The organism is Streptomyces sp. GS7 (genome assembly GCF_009834125.1).
GTDB lineage: Bacteria > Actinomycetota > Actinomycetes > Streptomycetales > Streptomycetaceae > Streptomyces.
On record NZ_CP047146.1, the window covers coordinates 7,243,972 to 7,259,287 of the forward strand.

Here is a 15,316-nt window from a genome sequence, read left to right on the forward strand (position 1 = left end):
TCCGGACCCCCGACACGTTGTCAGTGCCCGCTGACAGAATCCCGGCATGATGCACGACACCACGGGGATCATGGACGGGCGCGCCGCGGACGGACCGCGTTCGGTCGAGGACGTCAGCGCGCTGACCGCCACCGGCGGGCGCGTGGAGTTCGTCCACTTCTGGGGCCATCGCCCGCTGCGCGACGGCCGCATCGGGGCGAGCTGCCTCAGCCAGTGGTGGCCCTCCCCCTTCACCGTCGACGGGGTCCGCTACGCGACCGCCGAGCACTGGATGATGGCCGGCAAAGCCCGCCTGTTCGGTGACGCGGAGGCGGAGCGGCGCGCGATAGCCGCCGGTCGTCCCAAGGAGGCCAAGGACGCCGGGCGGAGCGTCCGCGGCTTCGACGAGGAGCGCTGGCGCGGCCACCGCTTCGCCCTCGTCCTCGAAGGCAGCCTGCACAAATTCGGCCAGGACGCCGATCTGCGGGAGTTCCTGCTGGGCACCGGCTCCCGGGTCCTGGTGGAGGCCAGCCCCCTGGACCGCGTCTGGGGCATCGGCCTCGCCGCCGACGACGAGCGCGCCGACGACCCGGCCCGCTGGCGCGGGCTGAACCTCCTCGGCTTCGCCCTGATGGAGGCGCGCCAGAGGCTGGCGGAAGGCGGATGCGCCACCCCCATACGATGAGCGGACCGCCGTATCCGCACCGCCCCTCACCCAGGAGGAACCGTTGTCCGACCTCGACGCCTTCATCGCGGGCCTGCCCAAAGCGGAGCTGCACGTCCACCACGTCGGTTCGGCCTCGCCGCGCATCGTCGCCGAGCTGGCCGCCCGGCACCCCGACTCCGCCGTGCCCAGCGACCCCGAGGCGCTCGCCGACTACTTCACCTTCCGCGACTTCGCGCACTTCATCGACGTCTACCTCTCCGTCGTGGACCTGATCCGCGACGCCGAGGACGTCCGCCTGCTGACGTACGAGGTCGCCCGCGACATGGCCCGCCAGCAGATCCGCTACGCCGAGCTGACCATCACCCCGTTCAGCTCGGTCCGCCGCGGCATCCCGGACGTCGCCTTCGTCGAGGCCATCGAGGACGCCCGGAAGTCGGCCGAGGCCGAGCTGGGCGTGGTGCTGCGCTGGTGCTTCGACATCCCCGGCGAGGCCGGCCTGGACGCCGCCGAGGAGACCGCCCGCATCGCCTGCGAGCTCCAGCCCGAGGGACTGGTCTCGTTCGGCCTCGGCGGACCCGAAATCGGCGTGCCGCGGCCCCAGTTCAAGCCCTACTTCGACCGGGCCGTCGCCGCCGGCCTCCACTCCGTCCCGCACGCCGGCGAGACCACCGGCCCCGGCACGATCTGGGACGCCCTCCACGACCTGCGCGCCGAGCGCATCGGCCACGGCACCAGCGCCACCCAGGACCCGGAGCTGCTCGCCCATCTCGCCGAGCACCGCATCCCGTTGGAGGTCTGCCCGACGTCCAACATCGCCACCCGCGCCGTCCGCACGCTCGACGAGCACCCCATCAGGGAGATGGTCGACGCCGGCGTCCTGGTCACCGTCAACAGCGACGACCCGCCCATGTTCGGCACCGACCTGAACACCGAATACGCCGTCGCCGCCCGCCTCCTGGGCCTGGACACCGCGGGCCTGGCCACCCTCGCCAAGAACGCCGTGACCGCCTCGTTCATGGACGACGCGGCCAAGTCCCGGCTGGCGGCCGAGATCGACGCCTACGCGAGCGGCTGGCGCGGCTAGGGCCTGTCGTCAAACTCCCGTCGTCCGCCCGAAGGGCGGGCTGGGCGGCGTCCGGTGCGTGCTCTCGGTGTGCCGGGCGACGGCCCCTGTACTGGAGTACTGGGGTCGTCGTCCGGTGCGGCGAGAGTGCGTGCAGGGCGTCGGCAGGCAGACGGGAGTTTGACGACAGGGCCTAGGGCCGGTCCGACAGCTCACGGACGGTACCGCGCGGGCGGGGCAACCCCCCTATGCGCGGCACCGGTTGGGTGGGGGGCCGCTGCGCCGGTCAGCGCCGGACCAGCCGCCGCGCCACCGCGTGCGAGACGACCGTGGCCGCCCCTGCGACGGCCACGCCCCGGACGGCGCTGCCGGCGGTCGCCGGGCGCAGCCGGCCGGCGCGCCGCAGCCGGCCGCGCGCCCAGAGCGTGAAGGGGATGACGATCACCGGCGAGGTGGCGGAGCCCGGGGTGTAGCCGCGGGTGGCCGCCGCCTGCGCGAGGTGCAGCAGGCCGTGCAGCCCGAAGCCGTCCAGCGTGCTCTGGAAGAACGCGGACCGACCACCCGTACGGTGCCCGCTGACGGCCGCGGCGGCCACGATGGCCCCCATCACGCCGACCGCCGCCGCGAACTCCCGCTCGGTGACGCCCTCCAGGGCCCGCCAGACCTTCTCGGGCACCCGGGGGAAGCGCTTGCGCAGGGCCGGTACGTTCTCCCGGACCCAGCGCGGCCCGAACGCCACCTCCTCCGCGTCGTGCAGCGCCCACGCGGCGAACAGCCCCAGCGTGACGGCGGGCGCCACCCCGCCCACGGGTACTCCGCCCACCGGTGTCCCGCCCACAGCCGTCCCGTGCACGGGCGGCGCGGACGGTACGGGGACCTTCGACTTCACCACGGAGATCGGCATAACCGCCAAGTGTGGCAGGCCCGTTGACCACCGCGGACACCGCCCCTGACCGACCGGTCAGGCCCTACAGCCCCACGATCGCGTTCCACTCCTTGGCGAACCCGGCCCGCTCCCCGGCCGTGATGTCCCGCGCGATGGCCAGCCGCCGGCGCATCCGCGCATCGGGGAAGACCAGCGGGTCCTCGGCGAGCTTGGCCCGGTCCTTGTCCTTGGACGAGGCGAGCACCTCCCGTGCGGCCGGCACCGGGCACACGTAGTTGACCCAGGCGGCCAGCTCCGCCGCGACCTCGGGCTGGTAGTAGTAGTCGATCAGCCGCTCCGCGTTCCGCTTGTGGGCCGCGAGGTTGGGGATCATCAAGCTCTCCGCCCACAGCTCGGCCCCCTCCTCCGGCACCACGAACTCGATGTCCGGGTTGTCCGCCTGCAACTGGATCACATCGCCGGAGTACGCCTGCGCGGCGAGCACATCGCCGGAGTCCAGGTCCTTGATGTAGTCGTTACCGGTGAAACGCCGGATCTGGCCCCTGCGGACCAGGCCGCGCACCTGGTCGATCATCCGGTGGAAGTCGTCGGCGGTCCAGCGGGTGATGTCGACGCCGTTGCCCTGGAGCAGCATCGCGAACGCCTCGTCGAGCCCGGACAGCAGCGTGACCCGGCCGCGGAGATCGTCCTTCCACAGGTCGGAGGTGTGCCTGATCTCCCGGCCGAGCCTCCTGCGGTTGTAGGCGATACCCGTGATGCCGGACTGCCACGGCACCGAGTGCATCCGGCCGGGGTCGAAGTGCGGGGTGCGCAGCTGCGGATCGAGGTACTTCGCGACGTTCGGCTGGGCCGTGCGGTCCATCGTCTCGACCCATCCCAGCCGGACGAACCGGGCGCACATCCAGTCGCTGATGACGATCAGATCGCGGCCGGTGGGCTGGTGGTTCATCAGCGCCGGACTGATCTTCCCGAAGAACTCGTCGTTGTCGTTGATCTCCTCGGTGTACGTCACGGCGATCCCGGTGCGCCTCTGGAACGCGTCCAGGGTGGGCCGGCGCTGCTTGTCGTGGTCGTCGACGTCGATGTAGAGCGGCCAGTTGGCGAAGACCAGCTTGTGCTCGCGCGCGGAGCGGTCCGGACTCTCGCGGTCGGCCGCGTCGACGTACGCCGGCGGCACCCCGCACCCCGTCACGGCGGCCAGCGCCCCGGTCACACCGATTCCGCCCACACCCCTGAGCAGCGAACGCCGCGAAAGATCAGCCATGGTGAGCACTCTCACGCGCCGCGGGCGGAGGCGGCAAGTGACAGAGCGTCCATTGCCGGGCCTCCGCCCGCGACGGTGTGTCGGGCGTTGTGTGCCGCTCGACGGTGGGGATCCCCTGGGGGCCGGTCGGCTCAGCCGTCCAGCGAGGTCATCACGTGCTTGATCCGGGTGTAGTCGTCGAAGCCGTAGGCGGACAGGTCCTTGCCGTAGCCGGACTTCTTGAACCCGCCGTGCGGCATCTCGGCGACCAGCGGGATGTGCGTGTTGATCCACACGCAGCCGAAGTCGAGGCCCTTGGACATCCGCATCGCCCGGGCGTGGTCCTTGGTCCACACCGAGGACGCCAGCGCGTACTCGACGCCGTTGGCCCACTCCAGCGCCTGCGCCTCGTCGCGGAACGACTGGACGGTGATGACCGGCCCGAAGACCTCGTGCTGGACGATCTCGTCGTCCTGCCTGAGGCCCGAGACGACGGTGGGCGCGAAGAAGTAGCCCTTCTCGCCGACCTGTTCGCCGCCGGCCTCGATCTTGGCGTGCGCGGGCAGCCGCTGGATGAAGCCCTTGACCTGCGCGAGCTGGTTGGCGTTGTTCAGCGGGCCGTAGAGCACGTCCTCGTCGTCGACCGCGCCGGTCCTGGTCTCCGAGGCGGCCTTGGCCAGCGCGGCGACGAACTCGTCGTGGATGGACTCCTGGACGAGCACCCGGGTGGCGGCCGTACAGTCCTGGCCGGCGTTGAAGTAGCCGGCGATGGCGATGTCCTCGACGGCCTTGGCGATGTCGGTGTCCTCGAAGACCACGACCGGCGCCTTGCCGCCCAGCTCCAGGTGGACCCGCTTGAGGTCCTTGGAGGCGGACTCGGCGACCTGCATGCCGGCGCGCACCGAGCCGGTGATCGAGGCCATCGCCGGCACCTTGTGCTCGACCATCAGGCGGCCGGTCTCCCGGTCGCCGCAGATCACGTTGAACACACCGCGGGAGTGGCCCAGTTCGTCCAGCACGCCGCCGATGATCTCCGCGATCAGCACCGTCGAGGCGGGGGTGGTGTCGGAGGGCTTGATGACCACGGTGTTGCCCGCGGCGAGCGCCGGGGCGAACTTCCACACGGCCATCATCATCGGGTAGTTCCACGGCGCGACCTGGGCGCAGACGCCGACCGGCTCCCGCCGGATGATGGAGGTGAAGCCGTCCATGTACTCGCCGGCCGAGCGGCCTTCGAGCATCCGGGCGGCCCCCGCGAAGAAGCGGATCTGGTCCACCATCGGCGGGATCTCCTCGGAGCGCACGAGGGCGATCGGCTTGCCGCAGTTCTCGGACTCGGCGGCGATCAGCTCCTCGGCGCGCTCCTCGAAGCGGTCGGCGATCTTGAGGAGGACCTTCTGGCGCTCGGCCGGGATCAGGTCGCGCCACGCGGGGAAGGCCGCTTCGGCGGCCGCCATGGCCGCGTCCACGTCCGCGGCACCCGACAGCGGGGCGGTGGCGTAGGGCTCGCCCGTCGCGGGGTTGACCACCTCCGTGGTCCGGCCGTCGGCGGCGTCCCGGAACTCCCCGTCGATGTAGTTGCGCAGACGACGCAGTGCGGTGGTCACTGTGCGCCCCCTTCAGTGTCAGATGTCCGGTGGTTGAGATCCCACACTAGCCGCGGCGACCACGTTTTCAACACACCCACACCGTTCGAACAACGAAATCAGTGAAATCATCCTCGATCAACAACTGATTTCATCGAATCAGGGTTGCCATACCGTCGAACCTCGTGCACAGTGAATGACGTGGCGCCTTCTCGTAACAGTCCTGACAGAACCGGCACTCCGTCGATCGACTCCGTCTCCCTGGCGATCATCGAGCAGCTCCAGGAGGACGGACGCCGTCCGTACGCCGCGATCGGCAAGGCCGTGGGCCTGTCCGAGGCGGCGGTACGCCAGCGCGTACAGAAACTGCTCGACCAGGGCGTGATGCAGATCGTCGCGGTCACCGACCCCCTCACGGTCGGTTTCCGCCGGCAGGCCATGGTCGGCATCAACGTCGAGGGCGACCTCGACCCCGTGGCCGACGCCCTGACGACCATGGAGGAAGTCGAGTACGTCGTCATGACGGCGGGCTCCTTCGACCTCATCATCGAGATCGTCTGCGAGGACGACGATCACCTGCTGGAAATGATCAACAAGAGGATCCGCACGCTTCCCGGCGTTCGATCCACCGAGAGCTTCGTCTACCTCAAGCTCCGGAAGCAGACCTACACCTGGGGAACGAGATAGCACATGAGCGAGCACAGCGAGCGAATCATGAAGAGGTGCGCGCTGCGCGAATGCCAGCCCGCCGAGCGAAGCGAGGCTTGCGCATGAGCGCCGACCTCTCCAAGACGGCGTACGACCACCTGTGGATGCACTTCACCCGCATGTCGTCGTACGAGAACGCCCCCGTGCCCACGATCGTGCGCGGTGAGGGCACCAACATCTACGACGACAAGGGCAAGCGCTACATCGACGGCCTCGCCGGCCTCTTCGTTGTCAACGCCGGCCACGGCCGGGTCGAGCTCGCCGAGACCGCCTACAAGCAGGCCCAGGAGCTGGCCTTCTTCCCGGTGTGGTCGTACGCGCACCCCAAGGCCGTGGAGCTGGCCGAGCGCCTGGCCCACTACGCCCCCGGCGACCTGAACAAGGTCTTCTTCACCACCGGCGGCGGCGAGGCCGTCGAGACCGCCTGGAAGCTGGCCAAGCAGTACTTCAAGCTCGTCGGCAAGCCCACCAAGCACAAGGTCATATCCCGCGCGGTGGCCTACCACGGCACCCCGCAGGGCGCCCTGTCGATCACCGGTCTCCCGGCCCTGAAGGCCCCCTTCGAGCCGCTGGTCCCCGGCGCGCACAAGGTCCCGAACACCAACATCTACCGCGCCCCGATCCACGGCGACGACCCCGAGGCGTTCGGCCGCTGGGCCGCCGACCAGATCGAGCAGCAGATCCTCTTCGAGGGCCCGGACACCGTCGCCGCCGTCTTCCTGGAGCCGGTCCAGAACGCCGGCGGCTGCTTCCCGCCGCCCCCCGGCTACTTCCAGCGGGTCCGCGAGATCTGCGACCAGTACGACGTGCTGCTCGTCTCCGACGAGGTCATCTGCGCCTTCGGCCGCCTCGGCACGATCTTCGCCTGCGACAAGTTCGGCTACGTCCCGGACATGATCACCTGCGCCAAGGGCATGACCTCGGGCTACTCCCCGATCGGCGCCTGCATCGTCTCCGACCGCCTGGCCGAGCCGTTCTACAAGGGCGACAACACCTTCCTGCACGGCTACACCTTCGGTGGTCACCCGGTCTCCGCGGCCGTCGGCGTCGCCAACCTCGACATCTTCGAGCGCGAGGGCCTCAACCAGCACGTCCTCGACAACGAGGGCAACTTCCTCAGCACGCTGCAGAAGCTGCACGACCTGCCGATCGTCGGCGACGTCCGCGGCAACGGCTTCTTCTACGGCATCGAGCTCGTCAAGGACAAGGCCACCAAGGAGTCCTTCAACGACGAGGAGACCGAGCGCGTCCTCTACGGCTTCCTCTCGAAGGCCCTCTACGACAACGGCCTCTACTGCCGCGCCGACGACCGTGGCGACCCGGTCATCCAGCTGGCCCCGCCGCTGATCGCCGACCAGAGCGTCTTCGACGAGATCGAGCAGATCCTGCGCTCCGTCCTCACCGAGGCGTGGACCAAGCTCTGACCTACGCGTCACCTCCTGGTTCGCTGGTACACAACTGAACATCCAGCGGCTCAGATTCACTCACTTCCAGCCACACGAGTGAATCTGGGCCGTTGTGCCTGCCGAGCGCCGAATGCCGAGGGCCACGAGTCCTTACCGTGCTAGTGACCGATACCCTCCGTGGTCGTTCACCCGGTCGGGGGAAGGACCAGCGAACAAGCAAGAGGTGCGCAGATGGTGGCCCCGCCTGACAACGACGTGCTCTGGGCTCGCGACCTGCACCACATGCACGGTGGCACCGCCGCCCTCACCGGAGTCTCCCTCGGCGTCCGCGAGGGAGAGATCATCGCCGTCACCGGCCCCCGCGGCAGCGGCAAGACCACCCTCCTGCACTGCCTGTCCGGGCAGATCGTCCCCACCGAGGGCGAAGTCTGGTTCAACGGCGCCTCCGTCCACACACTCTCCGGCCCCAGCCGCGAACGACTGCGTCTCGACCGGTTCGGCTGGATCGACACCGAACCCCACCTCGTCCCCGAACTCACCGCCTGGGAGAACGCCGCCCTCCCCCTCCTGCTGCGCGGCACCGGCCACCGCTCGGCCAAGAACACCGCCGTCGAATGGCTGGACCGCCTCGACGTCGGCATGTGCGCCCGCCGCCGCCCCGCGCGGCTCGACCAGTCCCAGCGCCAACGGGTCGCCATCGCCCGCGCCCTCGCCACCACCCCCCAGGTGCTCTTCGCCGACGAGCCGACCGCACCGCTGCACAGCGCCGACGGCACCCAGGTGCTGCGCACCCTGACCACCGCGGCCCGCTCGCACCAGATCACCGTGATCCTGGCGACCTACGATCCCCAGGTCGCCGCCCTCGCCGACCGCACCGTCTCGCTCCTCGACGGACGCCTCTCGGGCGCCGTGCCCGCCACCCCCGACTCCTCCGATGAGGAAAGCAGGGCAGCGTGCTCGCTCTCCGTCTAGCCCGCGGCTCTCACCCCCTCGTCCTGCTGCGCCGTCTTTTCGTCGCCGCCGCCTCCGCCGGCACCGGTTTCCTGCTGCTGTCCGCTCTCGGCCACGCCGCCGGCCACCCCACCGCCGCCGGCGATTCCCTGGCCCGCCTGCTGTGGTGCGCCGCCCCGCTCGCCGCCACCACGCAGCTCGCGGTCTCGGTCGCCCGCACGGATCCGGCTGCCCGCCTCCAGCGCGGCATGACGGCCGCTGGCCTGGGCCCGTTGCGTCTCACCCTGCTCGCGGCGGCCTCCACCGCGCTGTCCTGTGTCCTCGGCGTCCTCCTCTCCCTGCTCGTCTTCCTCCGTCTCCGCGGCGACCTCGGCGGCCCCGCCGTCGTCGACTCCGACCCCGACCTGCTGGGCGCCGGCCACCCCTTGCCGCTGCCCGGCGCCCTCATGCTGCTGGCGGCCGTCCCGCTCGCCGCCGCCGCGGCGACCGCCCTCTCGCTGCGCCCCCGCACCGAGCCGGGCTACCGCGACGCCGAGCCGCACTCCATCACCGCCCCCACCGGCCTCCCATGGGGCGTCGCCCTCACGGCGGCGGGTCTGGCCGTCGAGGCGTACACCAGCCCCGTCACCGATGCCCACGGCGGAGTGCTGCCGCTCCCGGGCCGGCTGATCGGCAGCGCCCCGGGCGTCCTGGCCGGCTGGGCCCTCGCCGCCTTGGGGCTCGTCCTGGCCGGCCCCGGTCTGGTGTATCTGTCCGGTCAGTTGCTGTGCGCGGGGCGCCCCGGCGCACAGCGGCTGCTGTCCGGGCGCGTACTCCAAGAGGAGTCGCACCGCCTGGGCCGCCCGCTCGGCGTCCTGTGCGCGGTGGCCTCCGGGGCCTACGCCGCCGTCACCGTGTACGGAAACGCTCCCTCCCGTTCTGTCGGACCGCTCACCGCCATCGGAACATCGGTCATCTTCGCCTGTGTCACCGCCAGTGCCCTGGCCGCCGCTCTGGAGTCCCGGTCGGCCCGCGCCCGCACCACCGCCGCCCTGCGCCGCCTCGGCGCCCCCGCTTCCGTCCTCCAGCGCGCCACGGCACTGCGCGCCGTCGCGCTGACTCTTGTACTGGGCCCTCTGACATGGACCGTCGCCGAGATGGCCACGCTTCCGCTGGTGCATTGAGGGCACGGTGGAGGTATGGGGGCGGTCGGGCCGAGTTGGTGACGGATCGCCCGGGCCGGCGGGGCGACGATTCGGCTGGGATGGTGGCGTGGTGATCCGGTCCGGGTGGTGACGCGGCGGCCTGGTCGGGGTGGTGGACGCACATCGGTGCGGTGCGCGCCGCCGCATGGTGTGTCGCAGGACGGTGCGGTGCGGGATGGCCTCCGGTGAGCGGTGACGCAGCGGGAAGCGCCGGTCTCAGCGGGCGAGAGCGGTGACCTCGACCTCTATTCGCCAGTCCGGCCGGGCCAACGACGGCACTTCCAGGAGCGTGTCCGCGGGATAGGGATCGGACAGGAACTCCTCGCGCAGGGCGATGACTTGGTCGAGGCAGGCGGCCATGTCCGTCACGAAGATGCCCACCTTCACCACATCGGTGAACGAGGCGCCGGCCGCCGCGAGAACCCGCTCGACGTTCGCGAACGCCTGCCGCCCCTGCGTGAGGAAGTCGTCCGAGACGGTCCGCCCCTGCTCGTCGATCCCCGCCTGCCCCGAGACATGGATCAGTCCGCCCGCCTTGACGGCCTGGGAGATCTTGTACGGCTCATACCAATCCGGCGTGGTGGCGATCCGCTCGATCTCCTGCGCACTCCCGGTCACTGCGACACCGGTCGTCGACATAACGCCCCCCTTTCCTGGATCCATGTCGAATCTCTTGCATGCACATACATAATTTTCTGCTGCATGTACGCTGCTGTCAAGAGCTCGGTGGAAGAACGCACAGCTGCCCGAGGACGGAAGAAAGCGGAAGACGATGGACGCGGAGCACTGGGACCGGTTCGGCGCACTGCACACGCGTGTCGAGCAGGAGCTGGCGAAGGCCCTGCAGCAACACCACAGCCTCGGGCTCTCCGAGTACCGCGCACTGGCCCGGCTCGCGGAGGCCGACGAGGGCGAGCTGCGCATGCAGGAGCTCGCCGATCTCATCGGCCTCAATCAGAGCTCGGTCAGCCGGCTGGCTTCGCGTCTGGAGTCGACCGGCCTGACCCGCCGGGACCTGTGCCCCGACGACCGGCGCGGCGTCTACAGCGTGATCACTGACGAGGGCCGGGACGTACAGAACAGAGCACGCCCGACGTACGACAGCGCATTGCGCTCCGCACTCGATGCCGCGGCCGAAGACGGACTGCTCGCACCCCTGGTGCAGTCACTGCGGACCTAACATGGCCGGCGTGCAGTCGAATTCAGAGCCCCCGGTGTCCCACAGCCCCCGCGAGCGAGGCCAGGAGATCGGCTCCATCACGGAGTTCGACCGGGTCGCCGCATCGGGCAGCCTCGCCGGATACCGCGTCCAGTGCCTCGATCTGACGGACCGTACCTTCGCGTTGCTCAGTACGGATACCGCGGAGTCCGTCTTCCTCGGCTGCGCCATGGAGCCGGACGCCGCCGCGAAGGTGCGCGCCGGCGGCGCGCTGGTCTTCCCGCCGGTACCGGGCCTTCCGGTCGATCCGTATCGCGGCAGCCTGTATGCCCCGGACGAACTCTTCGAGGGGCTGGTCGACGCCGGTTACGACGCGACCCCGGACGCCCGCACATACCGCTGGTACCAGGAGACCAGGGCGAGCGGGGATGTGTTCGCGTCCATGCTGCGGAGCATCCACGACGATGCCGTGTCGGACGCCCTGGACGAGCATCTCGCCGGTTCGCGCATGGTCGGGATCATGGGCGGCCACTCCCTGGAGCGCGGCTCCGCCTCCTATGCCGGCGCGGCCCGGCTCGGCCGCCGGCTCACCCGTGAGGGCCTGACCGTCGCGACCGGCGGCGGACCGGGCGCGATGGAGGCGGCGAACCTCGGAGCCTACGCCGCGCCGTTCGAGGACGGCATGCTCGACTCGGCACTGGAGATCCTCTCCAAGGCACCGCATTTCAGGCCCTCCGTCACCGACTGGGCGAGAGCCGCCTTCGACGTGCGCCGCACCCGGCCCGGGGGCGGCCCTTCCGTCGGCATCCCCACCTGGTTCTACGGCCACGAACCCCCGAACCCCTTCGCGTCCCATATCGCGAAGTACTTCGTCAATGCGCTGCGTGAGGACGGCCTGCTGGCCCGGTCCGACGCCGGCGTGGTGTTCCTTCCCGGTGCGGCGGGGACCGTTCAGGAGATCTTCGACAACGCGACCCCGAACTACTACCGGTCGCGCGGCGAACCGACGCCGATGGTGCTGGTGAACCGCGAGCACTGGACCGAGGAACTGCCGACCTGGCCGCTGCTCCAGGCGCTGGCAACCGACCGCCCCATGGCGGCCCGGGTCGCCCTGGTCGACTCGGTGGACGACGTCCCGGAGGCGCTGGCACGCCTCGGCTCAGAGTCCGGCTCCTGACCGGGACCTGTTCCTGATCCTTTGACCATCGAGAGATCCGTTTGCCCGCCGAGGCAACTCCCGTCCCGAAATGCGCGTCTGGCAGGCCAGGTAATGAACAGGTAATGCAGTGCGCGAACGGAGCTCTTGGTGATCATCGGCCTTCTGACGGCCGTGGCGGCATCTGCCTGCTACGGCACGGGTTCGGTCCTGCAGGCGGTGGGGTCGCGTAAGTCCGCCCGCCGGGAAGCGGCCAAGGCGTCCACCACCGGCGTCACCCAGCACGGCGGCCCCAGCCTGTCGTCCACCGCGAAGGCCGCCGTGACCTGGGAGTTCATGGTCGGCACGGTGCTGGACTTCATAGGCTTCGGGCTCGGCGCGCTCGCCGCCCGACTGCTGCCCCTGTTCCTCTCGCAGACCGTGATCAGCGCGAATCTCGTGATCACGGCCGTGCTGAGCATCAAACTCCTCAACATCCGGCTCACCCGCCCCGAATGGACCTCCATCGCCGTGGTCTGCTCGGCACTGGTGCTGCTGGCCACCTCCGCAGGGCCGGAGGGCGGCGGCGACACCCCGATCACGACGCACTGGTGGCTGCTCGTCGCGTCCGTCGTGATCATCGGCGGCGGCACCCTGATCGTGCGACTGCTCGGCGGGCGGGCAGCGATCCTCGCGGGTCTGCTCTCCGGCCTGGGCTTCGGCGCCCTCGGTGTCGGCGTGCGGGTGCTGAACGGTATCGATCCGTTCCATCTGCCCTCCCTCCTCGGCGACCCCGCGCTGTACGCGATCCTCGTCGCGGGCATCGGCGGGATGTACCTGCACACCGTCGCGCTGCAGATCGGTTCGGTGAACGGCGCCACGGCGGCACTGGTGGTGGGCGAGACCGTGGTCCCCGGCATCCTCGGAGTGCTGTGGCTCGGTGACTCCTCCCGTCCGGGCTTCGCCTGGGTCGCCGTCCTCGGTTTTCTGGTCGCCGTGGCCGGAGCCGTCGCGGTCGCGTGGTTCGGCGAGCCGGAACCGGAGCCCGGTGCGACCGACGCTGACGGCTCGGCCCCGGAAACGGCCGCCACTCCAGCGGACAGCGCGCATCGAGCGGCTGCCTGACGCCGCTGTCGACGGCCAGGGTGAGGGCGAGGGCGAGCCGGTCGCCCACCCTGGCCCATCAACCGGCAAGCAAGCGCGCCCGTTGCCCGTAGGAAGGGTCCCACCCCAAATCCGCGGTGCCCCGGGACCGCCCCTTCTCCCCCATCGCCCGGGCGGCGCCAGGGTCCGCGAGCATCGGTGTCAACCGTTCCGCCACGGCGAACGGACTGCCTCCGTCCACCACATGACCTGTCGCGCCGCCACGCACCGCGTCGGGCGCACCACCCGAGTCACCGACCAACACGGAAGGCCGGCCGCGGCCGCCTCCAGGAAGATGATCCCCAGCCCCTCGATCTCCAGTCCGCCCCGGCGCGTGCGGCAGGTCATGGCGAAGACATCGACCGCGGCGTGGAGCGACGGCAGGGACCCCGGTGCGGATGAGGACCGGCGAAGACCACGGCAGCGTCGACGCCTTCGGCCGTCACGAGCCCGCACAGACTGCGTTCGTTGAGGCCGCCGCCCACGAGCAGCACCACGGCATCGGGCACCCGGCGGCGGATCAGCGGCGGCGCGCGGATCAGCGTGTCCTGGCACTTCCGTGGGCCCTGGCACTTCCGTGGGCCCTGGCACTTCCAGGGCACGAGCCGGGCCGCACGAAGGATCACCCGCCGTCACCGGGAACGGCAGGGCGGCATCGTGCCCGGCCGACCCCGGCTCGGCCGAGGTGTAGCTGACCATCGCGTCGCGCGGGAAGCGGTTCGTCGTGGCATGCACGGAGGTCTCGATCCCTCCCTGACGGGGTGGGAAGGCGTTGGTGACGCTGAGGGTGCGGGGCATCAGGCTGCCTTCTCTCGCGGTTCGGCGATGTGGTGCTCCGGCTCCGTCGCCGGGTCGGCGGGCAGCGTGTTCTCCAGCGGGGGTGGCTCTGGCATCCGGAGTCGGCTCGCGGTGCGTGTCTCCACCGCGGGACGGCAGAGGCGGGGCCATACACACAGCACCAGCGGATAGACGAGGTATCCGAAGCGGGTGGCCGGCATCAGTGCCATGGCCAGCGCGAGGCCGATCGCCAGGCGGTCGGCCGCCGTGCGGACCGTGCACGGTGGCCGTACCAGCAGGGAGGCGACGACAGTGAGGGCTGCGACCGCCAGGAGGGCCATGGCGGTCAGCCTGCCGCCGGGCACATACGCGGCCAAGAGGTGCCCGGGAAGGGGGCTCTCGGCGGGTGATGCCGTCGCGCCGAGTCCCAGAGGGAACGCCACGACGTTCTCGGCGAAGGAGCGTGGAGTGGTGAGGGCGAAGGGCAACACCGTCGCCGATACCGTCACCGCCGTGACGGCGCCGCATGTCAACCCACGGCGCCACCCGTTACGCATCACCAACAGGACGATGGCCACCGGTATCGCCGGCCAGGCCGTCCACTTCAGCGCTGCCGCGGCGCCCAGCAACAGCCCCGTACGCCCTGGCATTCCGCGGCCGGCCGCCGCCAGTCCCCAGCACATGAGGCCGATCACCGGCAGGTCTATGCCCCCAACGGCCAGCGGCAGGGCCACCATGGGGCAGGCAGCGAGCCAGGCCAGTGCGAGAGTGCTGTTCCTGCGGGCGGTGACCCGGCTCCTCCGCGGGGCACGGAGGCCCGCCGGCACGCCGCGAACCAGCGTGAGCGCCGCGCCGGTCATGGAGAGGAGGAAGGCTCCTGCCATCCACCATCGGGCGTCCGCCAACGGCCGGGCCCCGAAGAGCGCATGGGGCAGACCGAAGACCGCCATGCCCGGCAGATAGGGGTTGTAGTCCGGCACTACGGACGGAGTGGGAACGTAGGGGCTGCCCGACGACAGCAGCAGGCCGCCCGCGCGCTCGACTACCGAGACCTCCAGTTGCGCCCTGCCGCTCAGCGCGAGGACGGCAAGGGGCAGTACCACCGAGCCCGTCACGGCCACCACGGCGGGCAGATGAGCGGAGGCTGCCGGAGCACGCGGCTTGTTCCGTCCCCGCGCGCGGAACGCCGCGACCGCCGCCGCACAGCCGTATCCGACCGTGGCGATGAGAGCCCATGTCCGGTGCGGGGCGAGCGTGGTGGCGATCCCCAGTCCAAGTGCGGTGAGCGCGCACGCGCTCCACCCCAAGACCTCGTGGTTTCCAGACCTGCGGAATGTGCGCCACCGCCGCCGCACTGCCCGCATCGCTCCACGCCATCGCTTCAACTCCCCGGATCCATAAGTAAGTTGCCCGTTCATGAGACTCCCGT

Annotated in this window: 14 protein-coding genes; 9 read left to right on the plus strand and 5 right to left on the minus strand. The window is 70.6% G+C overall.

The annotated features are described in order from the left end of the window. Positions 1 to 46: 46 nt before the first annotated feature. Together GR130_RS31365 and GR130_RS31370 are read left to right on the plus strand one after the other, a co-directional pair. Positions 47 to 664 carry an NADAR family protein gene (locus GR130_RS31365; RefSeq protein WP_159507828.1) on the plus strand — a complete coding sequence of 206 codons (618 nt, stop codon included), beginning with the start codon at positions 47 to 49 and terminating at the stop codon, positions 662 to 664. Between the two features lie 43 nt (positions 665 to 707). After that, positions 708 to 1,730, plus strand: a complete 1,023-nt coding sequence (locus GR130_RS31370) for an adenosine deaminase (protein ID WP_159507829.1) — start codon at positions 708 to 710, stop codon at positions 1,728 to 1,730. Between the two features lie 265 nt (positions 1,731 to 1,995). On the opposite strand, the gene GR130_RS31375 is transcribed toward GR130_RS31370, so the two are convergent. The 3 genes from GR130_RS31375 to GR130_RS31385 all read right to left on the minus strand — a co-directional run bounded on the left by GR130_RS31375 (position 1,996) and on the right by GR130_RS31385 (position 5,445). Continuing rightward, positions 1,996 to 2,613 (minus strand): HXXEE domain-containing protein, encoded by a 618-nt coding sequence (locus GR130_RS31375; protein WP_159507830.1) that lies wholly within the window; start codon positions 2,611 to 2,613, stop codon positions 1,996 to 1,998. Positions 2,614 to 2,677: 64 nt separating this feature from the next. Continuing rightward, a complete protein-coding gene (locus GR130_RS31380) occupies positions 2,678 to 3,859 on the minus strand; it encodes a polyamine ABC transporter substrate-binding protein (RefSeq protein ID WP_159507831.1) in 1,182 nt (393 codons plus the stop codon). 131 nt (positions 3,860 to 3,990) lie between these two features. Then, positions 3,991 to 5,445 (minus strand): gamma-aminobutyraldehyde dehydrogenase, encoded by a 1,455-nt coding sequence (locus GR130_RS31385; protein WP_159507832.1) that lies wholly within the window; start codon positions 5,443 to 5,445, stop codon positions 3,991 to 3,993. A 180-nt stretch (positions 5,446 to 5,625) separates the two neighbouring features. Here GR130_RS31385 and GR130_RS31390 point away from each other — a divergent pair, with 180 nt between their 5' ends. The 4 genes from GR130_RS31390 (at position 5,626) to GR130_RS31405 (ending at position 9,652) form a co-directional block, all read left to right on the plus strand. After that, a complete protein-coding gene (locus GR130_RS31390; protein ID WP_043266334.1) occupies positions 5,626 to 6,111 on the plus strand; it encodes an Lrp/AsnC family transcriptional regulator in 486 nt (161 codons plus the stop codon). 83 nt (positions 6,112 to 6,194) lie between these two features. Continuing rightward, on the plus strand, positions 6,195 to 7,556 hold the full coding sequence (locus GR130_RS31395) for an aspartate aminotransferase family protein (protein WP_159507833.1): 1,362 nt from the start codon (positions 6,195 to 6,197) through the stop codon (positions 7,554 to 7,556). Positions 7,557 to 7,769: 213 nt separating this feature from the next. Further along, a complete protein-coding gene (locus GR130_RS31400; RefSeq protein ID WP_159507834.1) occupies positions 7,770 to 8,510 on the plus strand; it encodes an ABC transporter ATP-binding protein in 741 nt (246 codons plus the stop codon). Beyond that, positions 8,492 to 9,652: a hypothetical protein gene (locus tag GR130_RS31405; RefSeq protein ID WP_159507835.1), complete on the plus strand. Its 1,161-nt coding sequence runs from the start codon at positions 8,492 to 8,494 to the stop codon at positions 9,650 to 9,652. Before GR130_RS31400 ends, GR130_RS31405 begins: the two co-directional genes overlap by 19 nt. A gap of 237 nt (positions 9,653 to 9,889) precedes the next feature. Here GR130_RS31405 and GR130_RS31410 read toward each other — a convergent pair whose 3' ends face one another. Then, entirely contained in the window at positions 9,890 to 10,312 is a 423-nt protein-coding gene (locus GR130_RS31410; protein ID WP_159507836.1) for a RidA family protein, read from the minus strand. 133 nt (positions 10,313 to 10,445) lie between these two features. Between GR130_RS31410 and GR130_RS31415 the strand changes: the two genes are divergently transcribed. From GR130_RS31415 to GR130_RS31425, 3 genes are all read left to right on the plus strand, one after another. Further along, the gene (locus GR130_RS31415) at positions 10,446 to 10,853 is read left to right on the plus strand and encodes a MarR family winged helix-turn-helix transcriptional regulator (RefSeq protein ID WP_159507837.1); all 408 of its coding nucleotides are present in this window, start codon (positions 10,446 to 10,448) and stop codon (positions 10,851 to 10,853) included. Between the two features lies 1 nt (position 10,854). Continuing rightward, on the plus strand, positions 10,855 to 12,009 hold the full coding sequence (locus GR130_RS31420; protein WP_159507838.1) for an LOG family protein: 1,155 nt from the start codon (positions 10,855 to 10,857) through the stop codon (positions 12,007 to 12,009). 129 nt (positions 12,010 to 12,138) lie between these two features. Continuing rightward, a complete protein-coding gene (locus GR130_RS31425) occupies positions 12,139 to 13,092 on the plus strand; it encodes a hypothetical protein (RefSeq protein ID WP_159507839.1) in 954 nt (317 codons plus the stop codon). An 815-nt stretch (positions 13,093 to 13,907) separates the two neighbouring features. Here the strand turns inward: GR130_RS31425 and GR130_RS31430 are convergent. Next, a complete protein-coding gene (locus GR130_RS31430) occupies positions 13,908 to 15,194 on the minus strand; it encodes a glycosyltransferase 87 family protein (RefSeq protein ID WP_236573710.1) in 1,287 nt (428 codons plus the stop codon). Positions 15,195 to 15,316 lie beyond the last annotated feature (122 nt).